The following is a 20,991-nucleotide window of genomic DNA, read 5'->3' on the forward strand; positions in this document are numbered from 1 at the left end:
AAAAAACTCCTAAGGGGAAACTATGAATATAACCGTTAACGGCATGTGTAACGAACTCGCGGCAGATTCTGTCGATTGCGTCATTTTCCCTCTGACACAGGAAAGTTGGGCGACTCTGGCGAGCACAGATTTCCCTTACCTTGATGCCGACCTCTTAGCGCGAATCAGCAGCGATGGTGAATTTGAAGGAAAATATAAGCAAACTCTATTGGTTCATGGCGATGAGCGCTGTCGGCGATTATTGTTTGTTGGTTTGGGTGAGGAAGAAAAGCGCACTGCCAAGCATTACCGTAGCGCAGCGTCGTTAGCGGCACAGCAATTATGTCAGCGTAAATTGACAAAGTGGGCATTTGACCTTCAGAGTATTGGTTCCCAAGATGTGACCACCCTGGTCGATTGGTTGTGGGATGGTGCTTTACTCGAAATTTATCGTTTTGATCGTTATAAAACCGATGATGAAACGAAGGAAAAACCGTGCGATATTCAGTGTAGCTTTAATGGTGTTGCCGATGAAGATGTCAGCCTTGTGCAACAAGCGCTTAGCCAGCGAGAGATGATTAGTCGCGGTGTGTGGTTGGCACGCGATCTGGTCAATGAACCTGGCAATGTTAAAACTCCCGAGTTTCTAGCCAAGACGGCATGGAATTTAGCTGGGCCGCTAGATCTAACCTGTACGGTACTTGGTCAAAGGGAGTTAGAACGTCAAGGCTTTGGCGCATTGTTGGCGGTAGCAAAAGGGAGTATCTGCCCGCCACGCTTGATTGTTCTCGAATATCATGGTGGTGAAGCGGATGAGCAGCCTATTGCGTTGGTCGGCAAAGGGGTCACCTTTGATAGTGGTGGTATCTCGCTGAAACCCGGTGAAGGAATGGATCAGATGAAGATGGACATGGCCGGTGGCGCAACAGTGATTGCCACCATGGCGACCATTGCCCGTCTTGAGCTGCCCATCAATGTAATCGGTGTGGTTCCTGCCGTTGAAAATATGCCTTCTGACCGCGCGACCCGGCCAGGCGACATTGTGACCTCGTTATCAGGGAAAACCATCGAAATTCTCAATACCGATGCTGAGGGGCGTTTGATCTTGGCCGATGCATTAACATGGGTCGGACACAAAAATCCTGAACTCATCATCGACTTAGCCACCCTGACAGGAGCTTGTATCCTTGCTCTTGGTCATCACACCAGTGCCATTCTCAGCAACGACTCGACCTTGGTTGATGATCTTCAGCAGGCGGGTGAATGCGTTGATGAACGACTGTGGCCGTTACCACTGTTTGAAGAGTATGCCGAGCAGATTAAAAGTAGTGTTGCCGATGTGAAAAATATTGGTGGTCGGCCAGCGGGAACCATCACCGCAGCGGCATTCTTGCAGAAATTTGTCGGTGAAACGCCGTGGGCGCATCTTGATATTGCTGGAACCGCTTGGGAAGATAAAGGCCGAGCTGGGCAACCCACTGGTGGAACGGGAGTTGGTGTTCGCCTGCTTGTTGAGTACTTACAACAACGCTGTTAGCAGTCACCAAGTTCTTTATGGGTACATGGGATATGGCACTGATCGCATTGCGTTGGCCCGTTGTTCTTTTGGGCGTGGCAACTGCGGCAGAGGAGATGGAAGATGCGCGAACGGCCCAAAGCATTGCTTTTGGGGTGACAGTTCGCGCAACTCTCCCGTTTTTTATGGTGGCACACCTGACAATCAACAAACATCTTATGTTCTTCATGGTTGAAGTCAACATCACCACTGCGACTATGTAGTCGCAGCGCCTCGACAGGAGTGCTCCCCAAGGTGAAGATGATGAGCACTAAGATGCAGATTCGACAATTTGCCATTTTTTGTTTCGTCATTGTTCTTATTTTCGCTTAAAAATATCTTCTTTGCTGTTACTGACACGATCTAGAAACAGCAAGCCATCTAAGTGATCCAGTTCATGCTGAATGGCCACCGCTTCAAAACCCTTACAGCGCACCACCTGATTTTCACCATCCTGATTACTGTATTGCACCACAATTTCACGCGCGCGCTCCACGTTACCAGTATAGTCCGGAACGCTCATGCACCCTTCGCGCATCACTTTGCTGCCGTTGGCTTCAATGATCTCAGGGTTAACCAGTACCATTAAACCGTGGTTGTGTTTTTTGCCCAATTTGTTATGCGATACATCAACCACCGCAACACGCAAGCAGATACCAATTTGTGGTGCCGCAATGCCAACTGAATGACCCGAAGCATACATGGTGTCGGCTAAGTCCGTTATCGCCTCATTGGCATCACTGCTGCCAATAATTGCGGGGCTACACACCTCTTTTAAGCGCGGGTCGGGGTAAACCAATACTTCGCGTTCAGCCATCGTTTACAACTCCACTGGGGTGACAGTGCGTACCGAGATATCAACCTGAAGTTGCTCCTTCAAGGTATTCATTATCGCTTTTAAGTCATCCGTATCAAGGTTTTCAGGTAACACTGTTTCACACATCATGACATATACAGGGCGTTCTTTCGAACCGATGAGTTTAGTGTTTAGGTCGAGAATATTAATACTGTTGTCGCTTAAAACTTTGGTTACTTCATAGACAATGCCGGGCTTGTCTGAACCATAGACTGAGATCATGCATAGCTCGCCGGGAAGGTCAGGGCGGGTTTCTCCGCCAGGTTTAAGCGCGCGGATAAATACCGATAGCTCTTGTTCCTCAAGAGGTTGAAAGGCTTTCTCCAGCTCTTCAATGCTTGAAATCTCAGGGTGAGATAAAATGAGGATCATGGCAAATTGACCACCAAGAATATTGTTGCTTGAGTCGGCAACATTGCAGCCTATTTTGTAGATAATTTCAGCGGTACTGGAAACAATGCCGGGGCGATCTCGGCCAATGATGGTTAAGGCAAAGTGTTGCATAAGTTCCTCCAAGTAGATTCTATTTAAGTTAAAAATAAATATATCATGCAAACTTGGCTTAACCAAGTCGTGATTGTCAATGGAGGTGGTGTTTGTTACCATGCCGCACGGCTTAAAGAGCAATTCTCGCAAGAGTGGTTTACCGGAATTGTGTTGGTTTTTTCCCCACCCATACGCATAGGACCGTTGGTTATGAAATCACTTTTAAATCAAATAGCATTGATTGTAGCTTTGGCTGTCATTACGGGGCTTGTTGTGCACGGCTCGTCACTTTTTATTCTGTGGAATAGTGCCGAAATTCATGCTGCTGAAGCGTATGCGCCGCAACCTGTTGAACGTGGATTTGTGCAACAGTGGCAGAATGACGGCAATTTGATTGTCGATGCGCGCTCACATGACGAGTACCAGTTGGCTCATATCCCAACAGCGTATTCTGTTGCCGCGGGTGATCTCCAAGCGTTGAAGGCTCTCGTCGATTGCTGCTTGAACCGTCAACAGGTGGTGGTCTATTGCAGTGGCTTTGATTGCACCGACTCTTTCACCGTTGGCGAGGCACTATATGTAGCTGGATTTAGCGAGATTTATCTCTACGAAGCAGGTTTTTCTGGTTGGCAACAGGGGGAGAACGAGTGATGACGACAACACGTGTGGTAACCGTTTTACGGCTGCTGTTGGCAGCGGTTTTTCTTTACGCTGGTATGACCAAAGCTCTCGACGTGAACGCCTTTAGTCAAGCCATTGGTCGTTATGATCTCATGCCACAAATGGTAAACTTTATTGTTGCAGCGGTATTGCCTTATCTTGAAATTTATACGGCACTGTTGTTGTTATCGGGCCTGTGGCAACGAGCGGCAATCTGGTTGTCTATTTTGATGTGTAGTGCGTTTTGTCTCGCTCTACTTTCCGCTGCCGTGCGCGGCCTGTCGATTGATTGCGGTTGTTTTGGTTCCAGCGCCGGAGCATGGTCATCAGTGGGAGTGGCTCTATTACGCGCCATTGCCCTGTTAGCATTCTCCCTTTATCTGTTGCTGACACCCCCTGATAATGTTGTTGATAAACAAGAGGTACAAGCATGATGGAACCGTGGTTAGCGCAGCACAAAAACTCGATCACCGATCCACAACAACTCGCCGACCATTTTGGTCTGGAAGCGAGTGAGTTGGCTCAAGTGGCGCAGCGCTACCCTTTGCGTTTGACCCCTTATCTTTTAGAAAGAATCTCCACCAGTAGCGACCCTCTTGGTCGGCAGTTTATTCCTCAGCTTGCTGAACTCGCGAACGACGCTGGCCAGCTTGTCGATCCGCTCAATGAAGAGGTGCTGTCACCTGTTCCTCATCTGGTTCATCGCTATCCCCATCGCGTGTTGTTACTGGTTGCGGGAAGCTGTTTTAGTTACTGCCGTTTTTGTACCCGTAAGCGCAAAGTCGGCTGCGATGATATGGTGGTCTCCTTTGGTGATATCCTCAAAGGGATCGACTATATTGCCAACCATTCTGAAGTCAACGAAGTGATCCTCTCCGGCGGTGATCCCCTCACCATGTCGGATCGCTTGCTCGAAGATATCCTTCACCGCTTGCAGCGTATCCCTCATGTTGAAGTGGTACGCATTGGTAGCCGCGCTCCCGTAGTGTTACCCGAGCGGATCACCCCAGCATTGTGTGAACTTCTTGGTCGTTATCAACCACTCTATTTCCTCACCCATTTTAACCATCCAACAGAATTAACCGCCGAAGCCATTGATGCCTGTCGCAAACTTGTTAACGCAGGTGTTCCTGTCGTCAATCAAACCGTGTTGTTGCGCGGTGTCAACGACGACGCTACGGTACTCCATCAATTATTTTATTCTTTGCACCGTCTTCGTGTCCGTCCCTATTATCTCCACCAAATGGATTTAACCTGCGGCACCGGTCATTTCCGTACCCGCTTAGAAGATGGCATCGCCATCATGGATCAATTGCGTGGGCCGCTGTCAGGGTTAGCCGTTCCCACTTATATTGTCGACCTTCCCGGTGGCAACGGTAAAGTTCCTGTCACCCCCGACTATGTTCAGAAATTGGGCGAGCAGGCGCAACTACGTGCAGCCGATGGGACGATAATTGATTATCCGCAATGGTAATTTTTGACTGTTCTGTCTGTCGGTGATATGTGATGGTGTATCAATCGTCTTTCCTTGGGAAAAATGTCAGGGCAGCTAGTGGCCTTTTAAATAAAACGATTGGACCTTTTATGAGCTACGTTTCAACATTGATAAAAAACACTCTACTGACTTTTTTTCTTTTATTATCCACCCTTCTTGCTACTGGCTGCAGCGATAGCAGCCATTCATCGAGCGAACCGGCAAATGTTTTCGCGACAGTCGTCACACCAGCGACGGTTGAGGAGGTTGAGGCATGGTTTGCCGATTTTGTGGTACGAGCAGAACAGATGCGGGTTCAAATTACCACCGCACAATCGCCAGATTGGCAACATGACCTCACTCCATTGTATGATTTTCTTATGGATCTTAGGGTTGCCACTTCGTATAACGCGCAGCTTATGACACGAAGTCCTGTTCCTGAGGTTCGCGCGCTGGCCTATGTGGGTTATGTGCAATTCCCTCAACTTACCGTAACTCTAACGTTGGACGCCGAGCTGAAGGTGGTCGTTGAGCGTGCACTGAGTCAACTGACGCCAACTACACCCAGACAGCAGGCTACAGCCGACTATCTGTCTGCCATATTCACCAGTGAGTATTCACCAGCAGAACAAGCGGCTCAATTAGATGCCAATGAAAACTTAACGAATGTTTCTCTTGTCTACTACAACAATGCTGTGACCAAATCTGCTTTGGCAACCTTTACTGCTGAGGAGTTTAGCTGTTTGTCTGAAGAGATACTGGCTCAATTGCCAACAGACTCCTCAGGCAATTATATTTTCGATGCCAATAGCCCTCTTTATTTTACCCTTGCACGATCCTGTCTCGATGAGACGGTTCGAGAACGATTGCATGCTGTAGATACCTCAAAAGCAGCAGCAGAAAACTCGTTATTGTGGCCAATGATTCAGCAACAACGATTATCGTATGTCGAGTTGTTTGGTTATGATGATTTTGCCTCAATGAGATTGTCAAATTCGATACTACTGAGTTCTGCCAATGTTAGAGCTTTGATTACTGAAGTTGATGCCATCACGACTCCTGCATTTGAGCGATTGGAGCAACGCTACCTCGATGCTCAAGCCACTGCAGAAGGGGTGGCTCCTACAACGGTTTTTGCTTGGAATCGAGATCGTTACTACTCCACAGTCAAAGCGCAACTGTTAACTCCGCCACTAGTCAATCCGCATTTATTCATCTTTCCAGACACCTTTGAACGTATGCTTTATCTGGTCGGGAAAATAGTTGGCGTGTCCTTTGTTAAGACAGGTCAGCTGGAGAATGGCTGGAATCCAGATGTTGTAGAATATCGTGTCTATGACCAGATGACCAACGCTCCTGTTGCCACCTTTTTAGTGGATCCTTATCAGATCGATGACATTAGTGCTTCTGCGAGTTGCAGCAAAATTATGTCGTCACGACTGCTGGATTCAGGAGAAAGGCAGGTTCCGGTGGTCGTGGTTAACTTAAACCTGACTAAATCCACAACGGCCACAACCACTATGTCCACTTTTGATTATAGAGCTTTTGGCCACGAGCTTGGCCATGCCTTGCATTTTATGTTGCTGGCACCAGATGCCTCGTCATATCAGTCTGATTTTGCAGAAATTCCATCCATGTTCTGTGAAAAACTAGTGAAACATCCTGAATTTTTGAAGGCTGTTTTAAGCTCGAATCCAGATGAACCTTTAGATCAACTTCCCGCTGACTTTGCAGCCCTTTGGCAATATGAACGGGAGTCTCCTGTACGCTTTTGTGAGTCTCAGCGTTCTCGGCTGGCTAAAAGTGCCACGGCTATTGATCTGACTGCTTGGCAAGGTGGTCTGCCGAGCGATCTTGCCGAAGTCGTAAAGAGTAATTTGGAGCGGTACTCCTTTCCTTATTCTAGTGCCTCTCAGCCTTTCTATGATGTTGCCTATTTCGTCAACCCGAGTACCGATGTACGCTATTATCAATATGTGCTTGGCGATGTTATCAGTGTTGATATCTTGAGTTTATTTGAAGCGTCATCAGAATCGATCTTTGATCAACAACTGGGAGAGCGCTACCGCACCCATATTTTGGAAAACTGCGGTCCCGATTCCGAAGCAGCAATAACAGGTTTTTTAGGAAGAGAATGGAACTACGATGCCTACCAGAATTGGTTTGAAGGGAAAACACAAGATCTATAGAGGTTGTGTTGCACCGTTGGCCAATCTTTAGGGACAATCTAAACTCCTAGAGTAAGAAGCTTTGATTGATTCCATTGTAGAGAGGCACATAACCATGAACAATCTTTTCACAGCAATCCCCACCACTCTTGATCAAGAGATATTTGAAGATCTGTTTAAAAACGACAACGTAAGAATTGAGAGAATCTGCTCTAAGGGGCACTGCTCTGGCAAAAATGAGTGGTATGACCAGGATGAGAATGAGTGGGTGGTGGTGTTAAAAGGGGCTGGAACCGTTGTCTTTGCCGAGGATCGACAGGTTCAGCTTAACGAGGGCGATTATCTCAATATCCCTGCACACACCAAGCATCGAGTCTCATGGACCGATCCCAACGTTGTGACCGTGTGGTTAGCGATCTTTTACTCGTAACGATGATGGTCGTAAAAGAGGGCTATTAAGTGGGATGTACTGCAACCCAACAGACCCGCTAAATAGCTCTATAAACTTTGCGAGAGCTTTTGTATCTGCAACCACTGTAAGCCGATTAGTGACGTGGCGTTGTTGATTTGTCCCGCCGTCAGCATTGCCTCTATTTCTGCCCACGGTAATACACGCACACGAATATCTTCTGATTCATGATCGACACCTGCAATAGTTCCATCTAGTCCGTGGCTGTCAATCGATGCATAATAGAGCATGATCCGTTCATTACAGCCGCCGGGCGATACATAATAATTACCGATCAATTCGAGTTTTTTTATTTCACAGCCCGACTCCTCCATGCTTTCGCGCCGCGCCACCTCTTCGGGCTGTTCCCCTTCCTCAATCATCCCCGCCACTAGCTCTAATAACCATGCTCCATCGGGATCTTTCATCGCGCCAATACGGAATTGTTCCACCATAATGACCGTGTCGCGCTGCTGATCATAGAGCAGCACAGCGACTGCTTGGCCGCGCTCCATCAGTTCACGGGTGATAACGGGAGACATCCCTCCACTAAATAATTCATGGCGTAACCTGACTTTCAAGATACTTAAAAAACCCGAGTAGGCGAAACTTGAATCAACGATTTCAACATTCAGTTGGGGCTCAGTAGCTGTTGGCATTTGAGGTGGGTCCTTTCATGCGTGAGGGGGGGGGGGGAGGTTGTTGAGCTCGCCATTGAGATCAGATTGATTGTGATGAGGTGGACGAGTATTGGAAAACATACCGTTGCATAAGTTTTTTAGCTGAAAATAATTGCTTGTTAAGGAGTCCCTGTCGGTACAAAAATAGGCTTTCGCTGTTACGTTAGGTGAATAAAGTGGAGCGAGTCACCGCACTATGGCTGATATGTTTGATGGTTTTAAAAAGAGGGTGGATTCACGATGTAAATGCAATGCGAAACCAGTTTGATTTAGTGTTCGCGAAACACCGAGCTATTTCCCCTCTGCTTGTTTTGATAGTTAGGTGGTTCCTTGCAATGAAGAAACTAATTTAAGCCCTACGATGCCTGCCACGATTAACAGCAAGCAAATGACTCGCATGATGTCCCGCGATTCATCAAATAGCACCATTCCCATTATCGCCACCCCAACAGCCCCAATTCCTGTCCATACGGCATAAACTGTGCCGATTGGGATTGATTTCATAGCGACAGACAGCAACCAAACGCTAATTGCCATTGCAGACACAGTGAGCATGGACGGGATAAACTTGGTAACTCCATCTGTGTATTTGATCCCGATAGCCCATCCGCACTCAAACAGACCAGCTACAACCAAATATCACCACGCCATCTCAACTTGCCTTTTCAATTTAATGCAGGTGCGTTTTTCGTCTGTGTTGGTTGGTGAATTAACTCTCTGACTACGTCAGAATAGCATGTTGATATGCACTCGGCTGAGAAATGAAATAACCGACATTAAGGGATTCCCTTATAAATAGAGGCTAAGAAGCTGGGGATTGTTATTGCCGTAATCCCTAGGTTAGACTGACTCTCATCCACTTTCTACTCCAATTTATCTAAATGTTCACTCATTGCTTGTGGGTAATTTCCACCGTCACCGCTGACGTGTTTAAATTATTTATGACAATCAAAGATGTCTTCATGACGTTAAAACCGAGCTGTGCCATCCTAAAAGAACGTCATTACCCAAGTCACTTTCCATCCTCCGTCTGCGTTTTTATCTTCTCTTACGCCTTTATTAAAACTAGGGTTTTCCTTCGGAAGAATTAGGGTTTTCCCGATACTCGATCCCGTAGTGTCTAATGTAGGTTCAATGCGTTTAATCCTTTGCTGCTCGTTGTCATTAGAAATTTTATGGCAAGGCCACGGGCAGCTCTTTTTAACCGTAAGAGACTTGGAGGCAACATGAGCAAAGGGAAGTTGTTTAATCGTAAGATGCAGTTGTTGATGACAGCTGTGTCATTGAGTGCAGCCCTGGTTATTGGTGGTTGTGGCTCAGGTGGTGGCGGTAGCGATAGCTACGACACCCCAGCAGACACAAGCAGTGTCGTTGTTGATGGTGCGGCCAGTAGTGTGCTGGTGGATAGTGACACCTTAGCGTCTTGGATTAATAATGGTCAAGTTGCCGCAGGAGCATCCTTTGATAAAAAGGTTGTGATCCTTGATTATGGCGTTTATGACTTAGAAAACCCAGCAGACGGCCCAGCGCGAATTAAAGGCGCTTGCCGAGTTCATAACAACGATTTGCGCTCCCGTCGTGTTGAGGGTGTTGCTGAAGCGTTCCCAATGGTAGCTACCGGTGAGCAGATTGATTCTGTCATTAAACGGTTAGGCATCGATGCGGATACCACCATTGTTTTCACTACGGATAGTTGGATTCCAGAGTGGACCGACGATGAGTTCAGCATGTACTTCGCGACCCGTGCGTACTGGATGTTCCGTTACTGGGGTTTCCCTCAAGAAAACCTGAAATTGCTCAACGGTGGTAATGATGCTTTTGCTGCCGACCATCCTGAGTTGATGACCATGGATGTGCCAACACCTGAAGCATCTGATTTCAGTGTTGGTGATTTAGATGCTGAGCTGCAAGGCGACTTGCGTCTGTCAGTTGGTGACATGCTTGGTCTGGTCGCTGATCTCGATTCTGATACCGATGTTGTCCTCGATGCGCGTCCTGGTCCGTATGCCGGTGCTGGTTCCAGCCCTGCATACACTAGCAATGGTGACTTGGTTGTTTATGATGGCCACCCTGAAGGGGGACAAACTCTTTCTTGGGTGTCTCTGTTTGTCGATCCGGCAAATGGTGATTACCGTTTCAAAACCAAAGCTGATATTGAAGCACTGTTTGTTGCTAAAGGCTGGAGCATGGACAAGGTAACGACTGTCTACTGTACTTCTGGTTATTCGGCAACACCGTTATTCTTTGCTGTTGATACCATTCTTGGCGGTAAAGTTCGTCTGTATGATGGTTCTTGGACTCAGTTCGGCATGTACTCCGATGTTGGCAGTGCTAAAGGCGAATTGCCTGTCGGTTCAGCTTGGTCGAGCGATCAGTACCTTGATCTTGACGGTGGCTACCGTTACAACATCGATTATCTTAAGTCGACTCCGTTGCCAGTTGAAACACTGGTTATTGATGCCGCTGCTCAAGCTGCACCTTTTAGTTCTGATGTTGACGGCATTACCGATATCAATGCAAGTCAGATGGAAATTGCTGACCTTGCAGCCGCTCCGGCGCATGTCACAGTAATGCTCCCAGCTGGTGTTACTGCAACACCAGAAGTTCTCATCAGTGCTGCGAAGTTGAAAGAATGGCAAGATGCTCTTCTTGTTAACAAGACAACCGGCGAGCGCGTCGTTATTCTCGATGCATCAATGGGCAGTAGCTTCACTGACAGCCATATCCCTGGTGCTCGTTGGTTAGATATTGGTAGCGAAAACGGTATGACTCGCCTTGACGGTGTGGTTCAAACCAAAAACATGCTGCTAACCGCTGAGAAGATGGATGCTCTGTTCGCTAATCACGGTATCGACGAAGACACCACTGTTGTCATCACCACCTCTGAGATGGCTGACAATTATTTCCCCAACCGTGTTTACACCAACCTACGCTACTGGGGCTTTCCTAAAGAGCGCATTAAGGTGCTTAACGGTTACAATCACGCCTATGCAACAATGTTGACTGACGCTGCTGCGCCAGCGGCGGGTGCAAGCTCAGTTTCTGTAGCTGATCTGGCGGGTGTTCAACTCAACTTACGTGCAACCTTGTCTGAAGTTCTCGATGCTGCACGTGATGACCGTGGCGTGTCCATCGATTTCCGTGGAGATGGTAGCTCGACTGGTACAACTCCTGGTCTCAATTCTGCTGATGGTACCTTTGTTGTCTTTGAAGGTACGTTGCTCAACGGTGCCTTCTACGGTCGTGGCAACGCTGTCAACGCCGACGGCAGCTTCAAAACAGCTGCGGCAATCAAAGCTGAAATGGAAGCCGCTGGTATTGATATTGATGGTTTAACTCTTGCCGCACCTGCTATCACCTACTGCACAAGTGGCTACGCAGCTTCAACGGGTTTCCTCATCATGGATGGTATCCTCAACGTTCCTACAATGATCTACGATGGTTCTTGGAGCCAAATGGGTCAAATGTCGGACAATGCGGCTAAGGGTGGACTGCTTGTTACCGCTGATGATGATTTCAGCGCTTGGGCTGCTGATGCAGTTGATATCGATGGCAATGGTCTTTACATGAGCATTATCAACTACAATGCTGATCACACCAATGGCATCGAATCTCTCAACCCTGATGCTGAACTGCTGAATCTGTTCCCAAGTGATGAAGCAGCGAATCAGATTGAGAATACCGACGAAGCCTATAAGGATTCCTCAGCATCTGCCATTGCTCCATCGACTCCACCTTCTGCTGGTGGCGATGATTACTCGGGTGGTTGTTAATTACATTTAGAATGTGACCCTTCCTCGTCTGCGGACGGGGAAGGGATGCAATAAAAGGGGTAACGGATAATGAAGTTAACGAAATTACGTTCACTACTGCTGTGTGTTAGTGCCGTTTTGCTGACCAGTTCAGTTGCTTTTGCTGGTCCAACTTGGACCTTTGGTCCTGAAGATGAAGGTCTGTTAAAGCTTGAGTACAAAGGTCAGTTCCAACTCGATTGGCGCGATAACGGTGCTGGTGCCGATGATAACGATACAACAGAGTTCAACTTCCGTCGTAACCGCATCGCACTAATGGGTGCTTACGGTAAGTTGGGTATCTATGTTCAAACCGAATATTCCGAAGATGTCAACGTTGGAGCATTCTCTGTTTCTGACGGCAGTGGCAACAACTTTCAAATGCTCGATGCCCAGATCCGCTATAAATTTAGCAATGCGGTTCAGGTACGTGCCGGTAAGATGAAGTACAACCTTACTCGCGAAAACCTCGAAGCATGCGAAGCACCGCTGACGCTTGATCGTTCAGTACTGATTCGCGCTCCCTATGTTGGAACCCGTGATAAAGGTGTCGCTGTGTTCGGCAACCTGTTCGATAACAAGTTTCAGTACCGTGTTGATGCTATGAATGGTCGTAACGATTCTGTTTCGGCACCCGATTCAAATTTCCGCTACACTGCCCGTGCTCACGTTAGCTTGCTAGATCCTGAAAAAGGCTATGGCTACAAGGGAACTTACATGGGTAAGAAAAAAGTACTGACCATTGGGGCGGCTTACTCGGTAGAAGAAGATGTCGCGTATGCGAACACCGTTGATCAAACAGATGCCGTGGACTACAAAGCGTGGACTGCTGATCTGTTCTTCGAGTACCCACTTGAAGATATCGGTACCTTTACCGTGTCAACAGCTTATGCCGATTATGATCTCGATGATGCCTATCAAGGCGCGAATCCTGATGCTGGCGTTATTGGCATTACCGGTGAAAAAAATGGTGGTTACACCAAAATTGCTTACATGCTACCCAACACACCGTTGCAGTTCTTTGCTCGTGCCGAGAGTTGGTCGTTTGCCAATCTTGATAGTGTGATCGATCAGGACGTTGACTGGTATGGTGGTGGCATCAATTATTACCTGCGTGGTCAGAACTTGAAGCTGACAGTTGAGTACTCAACCGTAGAGTATGATACCGAGACAGCAACTTCAGAAGATTTCGACAGCTTAACCGCCCAAATTCAGGTGGTGTTCTAAACTTTGTATCTGCCTCTCTTCCCATCTTACCCCTGAGTTTTTCAGGGGTAAGATGAGGCTGATACATCCCTTTGGCTTTTTATTGATAATCGGCATGGAGCGTCTCCACGCTAAGTCGATTGTGAACAGCAAGCCAAAGACAATAAGGCGCCGTGCGTTATGCACGGCGCCTTATTTATTATTTGCTCAAAGAGCTATGGAGCGAGCGACCTATAATGTTTGCGAGAGCTTTTGTATCTGCAACCACTGTAAGCCGATGAGTGACGTAGCGTTGTTGATTTGTCCCGCCGTCAGCATTGCCTCTATTTTTGCCCACGGCAATACACGCACACGAATATCTTCTGATTCATGATCAACACCTGCAATGGTTCCATCTAGTCCGTGGCTGTCAATCGATGCATAATAGAGCATGATCCGTTCATTACAGCCGCCGGGCGATACATAATAATTACCGATTAATTCGAGTTTTTTTATTTCACAGCCCGACTCCTCCATGCTTTCGCGCCGCGCCACCTCTTCGGGCTGTTCCCCTTCCTCAATCATCCCCGCCACTAGCTCTAATAACCATGCTCCATCGGAATCTTTCATAGCGCCAATACGGAATTGTTCCACCATAATGACCGTGTCGCGCTGCTGATCATAGAGCAGCACAGCGACTGCTTGGCCGCGCTCCATCAGTTCACGGGTGATAACGGGAGACATCCCTCCATTAAATAATTCATGGCGTAACCTGACTTTCAAGATACTTAAAAAACCCGAGTAGGCGAAACTTGAATCAACGATTTCAACATTCAGTTGGGGCTCAGTAGCTGTTGGCATTTGAGGTGGGTCCTTTCATGCGTGAGGGGGGGGGGGAGGTTGTTGAGCTCGCCATTGAGATCAGATTGATTGTGATGAGGTGAAAGAGTATTAGAAAACATACCGCTGCACAAGTTGTTTTGCTAAAAACGGTCGCTTCTGCTCCAGCGTTTATGGCTTTGACTGTGGAGTTGAATTCACCGTTAGAATTACTTGGAAACTAATGCACTGTTGGGTTTTTGTTAGAATTTACCTCATTGATTCTTTGTGCCGTGAGTTAGCATGATTGTTGCTTAATTAAGTGGCGTGATGAATCTGTGTTTTTTAAATTGATATTGGGCCGCTATGCCCTGCTGATGAAAATTGTGGGGTAAAAGGCTCATGTGAGTGTTTTTATCGTGATGTAATTGTGCGTTGTGGTTAATCGATACGTGTACGATTTGGAATGTAGATGTGATGAAGAATTTGATTTGGTGCGTGCTGTTTTTATCTTGGCCATGTTTAGTCCATGCGACTGTGAAGTATTCAACCAGTGCTCACGGTGATCCTGAAGATGGGGTTTTCCGCCAGGAACTTTCTGCACATTATGTTGAAGGTAACTGTGCCCACTGTCACGAACAGCATGCAAGTATGGATAGTGGTAATATCTGTCCCAAAGCGAGTGCCGACCCGTCTCTATTAATCGGTGCAGGGTTTAAGTCTAACGTGCGCTATAATCCTTATGAGCAAAAAGATAATGTGTGTTTTCTTTGTCACGCCACAACGGGGTCTCTTCAATCAGGAGGGATCGACAATGATTATTACAGTGTTAACTTTGGTGGTGCACCGTCGACTTCAACAGGAATTTACGAAGCCTTTAACCAAGCCTCCTATCATAACTTATATGACATTCAGCAGTATATAACAGGGCAAACCAGTGCAAACCTTGAGTTCGTACCCTTCAAGTTGTCAACGAGTCCCTGCACGGCGTGTCACAATGTTCACATCGCTAAAGCCAATAAACGCCACCCCGGTGAGCCAACCTATGCCGCAATCTCAAAACCGTCCCAACATGATCAATTATGGGGCGATGATGCACCCCAAGAGCGGATGGATTCAGCCGTATATCAACAACCTTACGATGTTAATAATAACTATGAACCCGATGGTGGAACCAGTAGTCGGGCCATACAAGCTCTTAAAACGCCCGATTACAATGAGTTTTGCGGTGAATGTCATAATGGTACTTCAGAAATTCCCAGTACCACGCTCAACCGTTCCCTTTATCTTTTTGATTGGGATACCGAAAAACATGGTGGTGGTAGTGCGGGCAGTGTTGGCCTAAGAACCCCTTACAGCTCGTACTATGCTGGCAGCTATACTCTCGTTTGCACCGATTGCCACGAACCACATGGGTCATCCAACGCTTTTTTGATTCGTAATTATGTCAATGGTCTGGCAGATAAAAATGGTGATCCCAATTATCCCGCTGGTCCAGTAGTGTTACCACCGGGAGATAAAGATACCCGTCAGCTCTGTTGTCGTTGTCACAGTACCTCCTTGCGGCCACAGCATCATGCTGTACGCTCCGATTTAGATGACTCATTCAATAGCCGCTACAGCTGTATGTCGTGTCACGTTAACGATAGACCGCCAGATAAAAACTTAGTTGATTGTACCAACTGTCACTATCATGGACACACCTACGAGGCGTGGTCTCCAGCCTCAAACGGAATGCCTGCGTACTCTGTAACACGTAGATTGTTTTGATGGTTAGGCAGAGCCTTGCGCTGAAGAAACCACTTTAAGACCCACGATCCCTGCAACGATTAACAGCAAACACATGACTCGCATGATATCTCGCGATTCATCGAACAGCACCATTCCCATTATCGCCACCCCAACAGCGCCAATTCCTGTCCATATGGCATACGCGGTACCGATTGGAATTGATCTCATCGCGACAGATAGCATCCACAAACTAATTGCCATTGCAGTAACAGTGAGTAGGGACGGAATAGGCTTGGTAAACCCTTCTGTGTATTTGAGCCCAATGGCCCATCCGCATTCAAACAGACCTGCGACGATCAGATATAACCACGGCATATTTTTTTCCATTCAAATGTACTCGGCGAGTTTTCTCCTCGCGTTGATTTTATGATACGCGTGCAGGCCCCCTCCACAGAGACAGGACCATCCTGTATCCTTTGAGAACAATGCAAACCCACCGCTTACGATGCTTTATGGCCCTCATCCTGTCTTTTTGATTTGAGGTCCGTCTCGCTCCAACATATTCGCGCGATGATCCAACGAGGTCAGCGCCGGATTCTGCCCCGTCCCCGAGCCCGCTACTAACTCTGGTCAGCGTAAACTGCTGAACCGCGATTTATTGAATGGGACGGCATAAGGGTACGCAAGTGTTTCCAGGTGGCGAAGTGAGATTGAGCAAAAGCTCAACCCTTCGCATCAAGAGCCTCGATAAGTGTTAGGCGTCTTCGATAACTAACCATTGCAATTAACAAAATAAACGCAACTGAAATCCCAGCGGGAAACAATATTGTTGTTATCGTGTAATTCTCAAGTGCTGCAATAGCGATGAGGTTGCGCGCCGTCAATAACGAAAAAAACAGTACGGACTCAGAACGAGGTGTTATATATGCCTTCCTGAATGTTGGACCGAACCCGAGAACATCTACCGTTGTGAGAATGACGACAGCCCACAGTGGGTCAGAGGTGAAATACCAGAATGGTAAAGACATCATTGCTAGGGAAAAAAACAGCCAATCTGTGTTGGTAATGGAAATATCTGCTCGTTTTGAATAGGCCAATAGGCCGATAAATAGTGTGATAATTCCTGAGACACCTATTGGCCAAGCACCAGCGCCACCGTTGTCTTCGAGCTGTGCAAGGAAAGCCACAAATGTTGTAGTTCCCCAAATAATCCACGTGAATACGTGTGGTTTAATTTTGTTCTTAATGATCAAACGGATATATGGCAAAAACGCGACAAGCGTAATCACAATGGCAATAGCACTCAAAATTTCTTTATAAAACATGATTCATATTCTTTTGACACCTAACTGTTTGGATAACCAGCGGCAGGGTGACCACTGCACGCCACCAAGTGATTCGAATTAATTAGCAGCCGTATATTCCGTCCGGTTGATTCGTTGGTTCGCTGCTTTTACGTGCAAAAAACAAAGCGCCAAGTGTGAACTTTGACGTGCTAAATTCTGTGTAGTCCACGCATTCAGCGTCAATGAATCCGGCATTTTGAATTAACTTGATTTGATCCCGAACCGAGATCGCACCGCCAATTCAATGTGACCATGCTTCTGCACTTAATTCCCCCGGCGGCAAGCCTTCTTTTAAGACCATATCTGCAAACTGAAGACGCCCACCCGGTTTCAATACACGAAATATTTCTGAATAGGTTTTTTCTTTTTCTGGGGAAAGGTTGAAAACACCATTTGAGGTAACAACGTCAAATGTATTGTTTTTAAACGGTAACTTCTCTGAACTTCCCGTTTGGAATGTGGCATTGCTAACACCAGCAAGTGCTAGATTTTCTTTCGCTTTTTCTAACATTTCAATGGATAAGTCTAGGCCGAAAACTTTCCCTTTTGGGCCGACCAATTCACTTGAGCAGAACATGTCAAAACCACCACCACAGCCGATATCGAGTACGGTTTCTTCACGTTTAATTTTTCCTATTGTGAATGGACAGCCAACGCCGCAAAAGAGGGCACTTAATTCCTTTGGCGCTGAATTGATTAAGTTTTGATCGTATCCGAGTGTTTCCGCCCCAGTTCTACCCGTTGGATAACGGAAATTTCCTTCCGGTGAGTTAGAGACCTTTTTGTACTTTTCTTTTATGGCCGATTGAATCTCGCCAAGATCAACTTTTTGGGGCATGGATTTATTCTTTCTTTGCAGCTAACGTGTCGCTAAGTGGTGAGTAAATGTGTGTCAAATTTGAGCAAAGCGAAAAATGGCACGCGTTTAGGAATCCGTCTTAAGCAATTTGTTCGTTGCGTTGTCCCATTCACTACGAAGAACACCATATTTAACAGAATCATAGTACTCACCTTGATAGTAACGAACCTTACGTAACCTTGCTTCTTGTTGAAAACCTAACTTCTCAGCACAAGCCATCATGCGAGGGTTTCCAGACCAAGTAGTCAAACCTACTCGCTCGATTTCCAAAACTGAAAATAAATGGCTAATCCATTGAGATAGCGCTCTATAAGCTAAGCTTTTGCCCCAGAAATTTGAATTGTAAATCACAATTCCCATTTCTAACCAGCGAGTCGCCTCAGACTCCCAGTAATAACTAACCGTTCCAACTGGTACGTCATTTTCTGTGATTAATTGGATATCTGAACCATCACATAAACGTGAGAAGGTACTTTTTGAAAACTCATTTAATGATGGTTTTGAGTATGGGAAATATGGACCATTAAACTTAGTCCACTCTTCATTGCAAGTGATTAGCTGATAAATGACATCCAACTCACTCGGCATTGCTCTACGAATTTTTACTTCCTCAACGTCCACCATTGTTTCCTTTTTCTTCGAGTTGCTAACGTTTTTGATAACGGGCTGCGTGCTGACTTACGCACACCACCAAATTATTCGAATTAAATAGCAGACGTATTTTCCGTTCGGTTGATTACTTTGTTAGGCAGTAATTTACTTTGACTGGCTTATAGATTTTCGCAGAGCGACTACTGGGTCCGAGTCCGGTCGTAGATCCTCTACTACCGCGAGGAAATTCAGACTCTTCTTGTCAAACGAAAATGCGTGGGCAGAGAGATAATCCCCTGTCCCTACACTACGCACAATGACAATGACTTCAGGTTCCTGGTTATTATCGACATCTGCGAGTACGACCTTTTCAACTGTGCCATTGCGACTACGAATAAGACCTGTTGAGAAGAAGGTCGTTTTGTCCTCGAGTGGGGCCACATCATAAAGTCGTACACTGAAACTACCAATAGATCGAGCTTCAAAATCACCCTCTGCAATCACAACAGTTTGTCCTGAAGGGAGTGCTGTGGTTTTGATGAATCGATTGGTCTCAGCAGCAAGCAATGGGGAATTTGAAATTATGACCATCGTGAGTGCAAGGAGCCACCTCATGTTTCATCCTTTCCTTTTTATGCTGCCTAACGGTAGTGATAAGCGCCGGCGACGCGAGCTTGCGTGGACCACTAATTTTTTCCTTTCGGGTCGCACACATCTATTTTTCGTCCACTTCATTATATGATTAAATAACTCATATTACACATTGCCCGTTTTGATGTACTGACGGTGATACATGATGACAGAACCTGCAATCGCAACATTGTAGCTATTATTGTTTACAGCGTCTAAGCTGACGATATTTTTACACTGCTTTATGATCGTATCTGGCAGTCCCCTATCTTCAGATCCTAATAAATAAATTGCTCGTTGGGGGTGTTTAAACTCTGTCAACCTTTCACCACCAGACTCAATTCCAATCAATGTACAATCATCCGGTATTGAAGCTTTAAACTGCTCAAAATCATCAAACTGTCTTAGAGGAATATGTTTCCATGAGTTATATGTATCTGTTTTTTGTATAGTGTATTGTCTTCCAATAGTAAATATGCCTGAGGCTCCCATTTGATATGCCGATCTCCATAAGGTGCCTAAATTTAAACAATCTTTACCTTGGTAAATCCCTATCTCAAAATATCCTCTCATAATTTTGAATGTTGCCCCTTCATTGTTTTAAAAATACTAGATCTGAAAGCTAACGTTTTTAAGAAACTAGGGACACTCCCCTGATTTCTTTCTAGGTCTATCTGGTTTTCGTGGTCGCAGTGTTTGATTTAAGCGAAACTCCATGTTGTCGATGAATTTCTCAGAGTCAAATGGTCGTCCTGTCTGAGTTGCCTTACTAATCGCCTTATTCTCTTCATCATCAAAAAATCTGTAGCATGATTATTGTCACGTTGAGTTACATGATGAGGAAAGTGAGGTGCGATGATGCGAGCTATTCTAGGCATGATGAAATGTTGAATTGTTACGGTTAAAAGTCAATAAATAGGGGGGGGATGTCCATAATTTATTGTGCACGTCTGTTAAACAATTCCGTATCTTCTAGCATGTATTCTAAAATTGGACGACATCTATCTTTGCAGGCTGGGTAGAATGCCCTGTGTTCTCTTTCTTTATTCTTAATCGATTTTCCCCACCAAAACTCAGATAAAGCGATGGGCTTTAATTGATGTTCAATGGCATATTGCAGCAGTTTTGGGGCTGCGCATTCACCCGCTGCTACTGGGGGTTTCCCATGTGATGAAATCTTAAAGATTTCCAATAGACTTTTCTCCTTTCCTGAAAGATTCAGAAAATTATAATTCTCAAAAAGCCGTTGTTGCAAGGAAATCGATTTTTGTTTTCTTGTTTCTATTAGTGATGTGATTTCAGATGGACTATCGGAATTTTTAATTTGACTGCTAATTTCACTCAGCTCAGTCATCCCTTTATTAATGAAAAAATCACCAACAGAATCATCAAAGACGGAAGGAACGAATTTGTGGCCTTTTATGTTTTTAGGAAATTTACCTGAGTATGTTCCTAAATAACCATAACTATAGTCTTCTTTTTGAATCACCAGAATTCCAAACATTTTACCTTTCTGAATATGAAAGTCATGATTCCACTTCATCGATTCGGTGGCAATATATTCTTGAAATTCTGTTGTCGCTACTATGGCAATTTCAGGAATAGATGCAGCAAATGGATTGTTGAGTTTTGTGTTGATATTGATCCTAGATATATCCGTTTTAAAATTGAAAATGAGTTGTTTGTCCATTTGGTAGGTTCTCAAAAAATGTAAGTGCTGCTTTCTGTTTACT

22 protein-coding genes are annotated in these 20,991 nt (G+C 45.9%); 9 read left to right on the forward strand and 13 right to left on the reverse strand.

From position 1 onward, the window contains the following. Positions 1–22 precede the first annotated feature (22 nt). Complete coding sequence (locus ACZ5KY_RS05345) at positions 23–1,516, forward strand: leucyl aminopeptidase (RefSeq protein WP_464242869.1); 1,494 nt, start codon at positions 23–25, stop codon at positions 1,514–1,516. On the opposite strand, the gene ACZ5KY_RS05350 is transcribed toward ACZ5KY_RS05345, so the two are convergent. Genes ACZ5KY_RS05350 through ACZ5KY_RS05360 form a run of 3 tightly spaced genes read right to left on the reverse strand, consistent with a single transcriptional unit; the run spans position 1,513 to position 2,894 of the window. Beyond that, positions 1,513–1,833 (reverse strand): cytochrome c3 family protein, encoded by a 321-nt coding sequence (locus tag ACZ5KY_RS05350; protein ID WP_464242870.1) that lies wholly within the window; start codon positions 1,831–1,833, stop codon positions 1,513–1,515. The two genes, ACZ5KY_RS05345 and ACZ5KY_RS05350, sit on opposite strands and share 4 nt — an antisense overlap. Positions 1,834–1,853: 20 nt before the next feature. Continuing rightward, positions 1,854–2,351, reverse strand: coding sequence for a peptide deformylase (gene def / locus ACZ5KY_RS05355; RefSeq protein ID WP_464242871.1), 498 nt, complete (start codon positions 2,349–2,351; stop codon positions 1,854–1,856). Between the two features lie 3 nt (positions 2,352–2,354). Beyond that, complete coding sequence (locus tag ACZ5KY_RS05360; protein ID WP_464242872.1) at positions 2,355–2,894, reverse strand: glycine cleavage system transcriptional repressor; 540 nt, start codon at positions 2,892–2,894, stop codon at positions 2,355–2,357. A gap of 192 nt (positions 2,895–3,086) precedes the next feature. On the opposite strand from ACZ5KY_RS05360, the gene ACZ5KY_RS05365 reads away from it, so the two are divergent. From ACZ5KY_RS05365 to ACZ5KY_RS05385, 5 genes are all read left to right on the forward strand, one after another. Beyond that, on the forward strand, positions 3,087–3,527 hold the full coding sequence (locus ACZ5KY_RS05365; RefSeq protein ID WP_464242873.1) for a rhodanese-like domain-containing protein: 441 nt from the start codon (positions 3,087–3,089) through the stop codon (positions 3,525–3,527). After that, the gene (locus ACZ5KY_RS05370; RefSeq protein ID WP_464242874.1) at positions 3,527–3,970 is read left to right on the forward strand and encodes a MauE/DoxX family redox-associated membrane protein; all 444 of its coding nucleotides are present in this window, start codon (positions 3,527–3,529) and stop codon (positions 3,968–3,970) included. The genes ACZ5KY_RS05365 and ACZ5KY_RS05370 overlap by 1 nt, the downstream gene beginning before the upstream one ends. After that, the gene (locus tag ACZ5KY_RS05375) at positions 3,967–5,010 is read left to right on the forward strand and encodes a KamA family radical SAM protein (RefSeq protein WP_464242875.1); all 1,044 of its coding nucleotides are present in this window, start codon (positions 3,967–3,969) and stop codon (positions 5,008–5,010) included. The genes ACZ5KY_RS05370 and ACZ5KY_RS05375 overlap by 4 nt, the downstream gene beginning before the upstream one ends. Before the next feature lie 110 nt (positions 5,011–5,120). After that, on the forward strand, positions 5,121–7,199 hold the full coding sequence (locus ACZ5KY_RS05380) for a M3 family metallopeptidase (RefSeq protein ID WP_464242876.1): 2,079 nt from the start codon (positions 5,121–5,123) through the stop codon (positions 7,197–7,199). 94 nt (positions 7,200–7,293) lie between these two features. Then, on the forward strand, positions 7,294–7,608 hold the full coding sequence (locus ACZ5KY_RS05385; RefSeq protein ID WP_464242877.1) for a cupin domain-containing protein: 315 nt from the start codon (positions 7,294–7,296) through the stop codon (positions 7,606–7,608). A 68-nt stretch (positions 7,609–7,676) separates the two neighbouring features. On the opposite strand, the gene ACZ5KY_RS05390 is transcribed toward ACZ5KY_RS05385, so the two are convergent. Then, positions 7,677–8,285, reverse strand: coding sequence for an NUDIX domain-containing protein (locus ACZ5KY_RS05390; RefSeq protein ID WP_464242878.1), 609 nt, complete (start codon positions 8,283–8,285; stop codon positions 7,677–7,679). 339 nt (positions 8,286–8,624) lie between these two features. After that, a complete protein-coding gene (gene sugE / locus ACZ5KY_RS05395) occupies positions 8,625–8,942 on the reverse strand; it encodes a quaternary ammonium compound efflux SMR transporter SugE (RefSeq protein WP_464242879.1) in 318 nt (105 codons plus the stop codon). A 590-nt stretch (positions 8,943–9,532) separates the two neighbouring features. On the opposite strand from sugE (ACZ5KY_RS05395), the gene extH reads away from it, so the two are divergent. Next, positions 9,533–12,079, forward strand: coding sequence for a selenite/tellurite reduction operon rhodanese-like protein ExtH (gene extH, locus ACZ5KY_RS05400; RefSeq protein WP_464242880.1), 2,547 nt, complete (start codon positions 9,533–9,535; stop codon positions 12,077–12,079). A gap of 66 nt (positions 12,080–12,145) precedes the next feature. Then, a complete protein-coding gene (gene extI / locus ACZ5KY_RS05405) occupies positions 12,146–13,324 on the forward strand; it encodes a selenite/tellurite reduction operon porin ExtI (RefSeq protein WP_464244636.1) in 1,179 nt (392 codons plus the stop codon). Between the two features lie 210 nt (positions 13,325–13,534). Here the strand turns inward: extI and ACZ5KY_RS05410 are convergent, their stop codons facing one another. Continuing rightward, positions 13,535–14,143: an NUDIX domain-containing protein gene (locus ACZ5KY_RS05410; protein WP_464242881.1), complete on the reverse strand. Its 609-nt coding sequence runs from the start codon at positions 14,141–14,143 to the stop codon at positions 13,535–13,537. Positions 14,144–14,578: 435 nt separating this feature from the next. Between ACZ5KY_RS05410 and ACZ5KY_RS05415 the strand changes: the two genes are divergently transcribed. Beyond that, entirely contained in the window at positions 14,579–15,871 is a 1,293-nt protein-coding gene (locus ACZ5KY_RS05415) for a cytochrome c3 family protein (protein ID WP_464242882.1), read from the forward strand. Between the two features lie 3 nt (positions 15,872–15,874). Here the strand turns inward: ACZ5KY_RS05415 and sugE (ACZ5KY_RS05420) are convergent, their stop codons facing one another. The 7 genes from sugE (ACZ5KY_RS05420) to ACZ5KY_RS05450 form a co-directional block, all read right to left on the reverse strand. Beyond that, a complete protein-coding gene (sugE, locus tag ACZ5KY_RS05420; RefSeq protein ID WP_464242883.1) occupies positions 15,875–16,207 on the reverse strand; it encodes a quaternary ammonium compound efflux SMR transporter SugE in 333 nt (110 codons plus the stop codon). A 347-nt stretch (positions 16,208–16,554) separates the two neighbouring features. After that, positions 16,555–17,157: a hypothetical protein gene (locus tag ACZ5KY_RS05425; RefSeq protein ID WP_464242884.1), complete on the reverse strand. Its 603-nt coding sequence runs from the start codon at positions 17,155–17,157 to the stop codon at positions 16,555–16,557. An 82-nt stretch (positions 17,158–17,239) separates the two neighbouring features. Beyond that, positions 17,240–18,016, reverse strand: a complete 777-nt coding sequence (locus ACZ5KY_RS05430) for a methyltransferase domain-containing protein (protein ID WP_464242885.1) — start codon at positions 18,014–18,016, stop codon at positions 17,240–17,242. Positions 18,017–18,103: 87 nt separating this feature from the next. Beyond that, positions 18,104–18,661 carry a GNAT family N-acetyltransferase gene (locus ACZ5KY_RS05435; RefSeq protein ID WP_464242886.1) on the reverse strand — a complete coding sequence of 186 codons (558 nt, stop codon included), beginning with the start codon at positions 18,659–18,661 and terminating at the stop codon, positions 18,104–18,106. 132 nt (positions 18,662–18,793) lie between these two features. Next, positions 18,794–19,243 (reverse strand): PliI family lysozyme inhibitor of I-type lysozyme, encoded by a 450-nt coding sequence (locus ACZ5KY_RS05440; protein ID WP_464242887.1) that lies wholly within the window; start codon positions 19,241–19,243, stop codon positions 18,794–18,796. Positions 19,244–19,384: 141 nt separating this feature from the next. Continuing rightward, the gene (locus ACZ5KY_RS05445; protein ID WP_464242888.1) at positions 19,385–19,831 is read right to left on the reverse strand and encodes an RNA methyltransferase; all 447 of its coding nucleotides are present in this window, start codon (positions 19,829–19,831) and stop codon (positions 19,385–19,387) included. A 364-nt stretch (positions 19,832–20,195) separates the two neighbouring features. Further along, entirely contained in the window at positions 20,196–20,948 is a 753-nt protein-coding gene (locus ACZ5KY_RS05450; protein WP_464242889.1) for a pseudouridylate synthase, read from the reverse strand. Positions 20,949–20,991: the final 43 nt, after the last annotated feature.

It is taken from the genome of Desulfuromonas svalbardensis, from assembly GCF_055389415.1.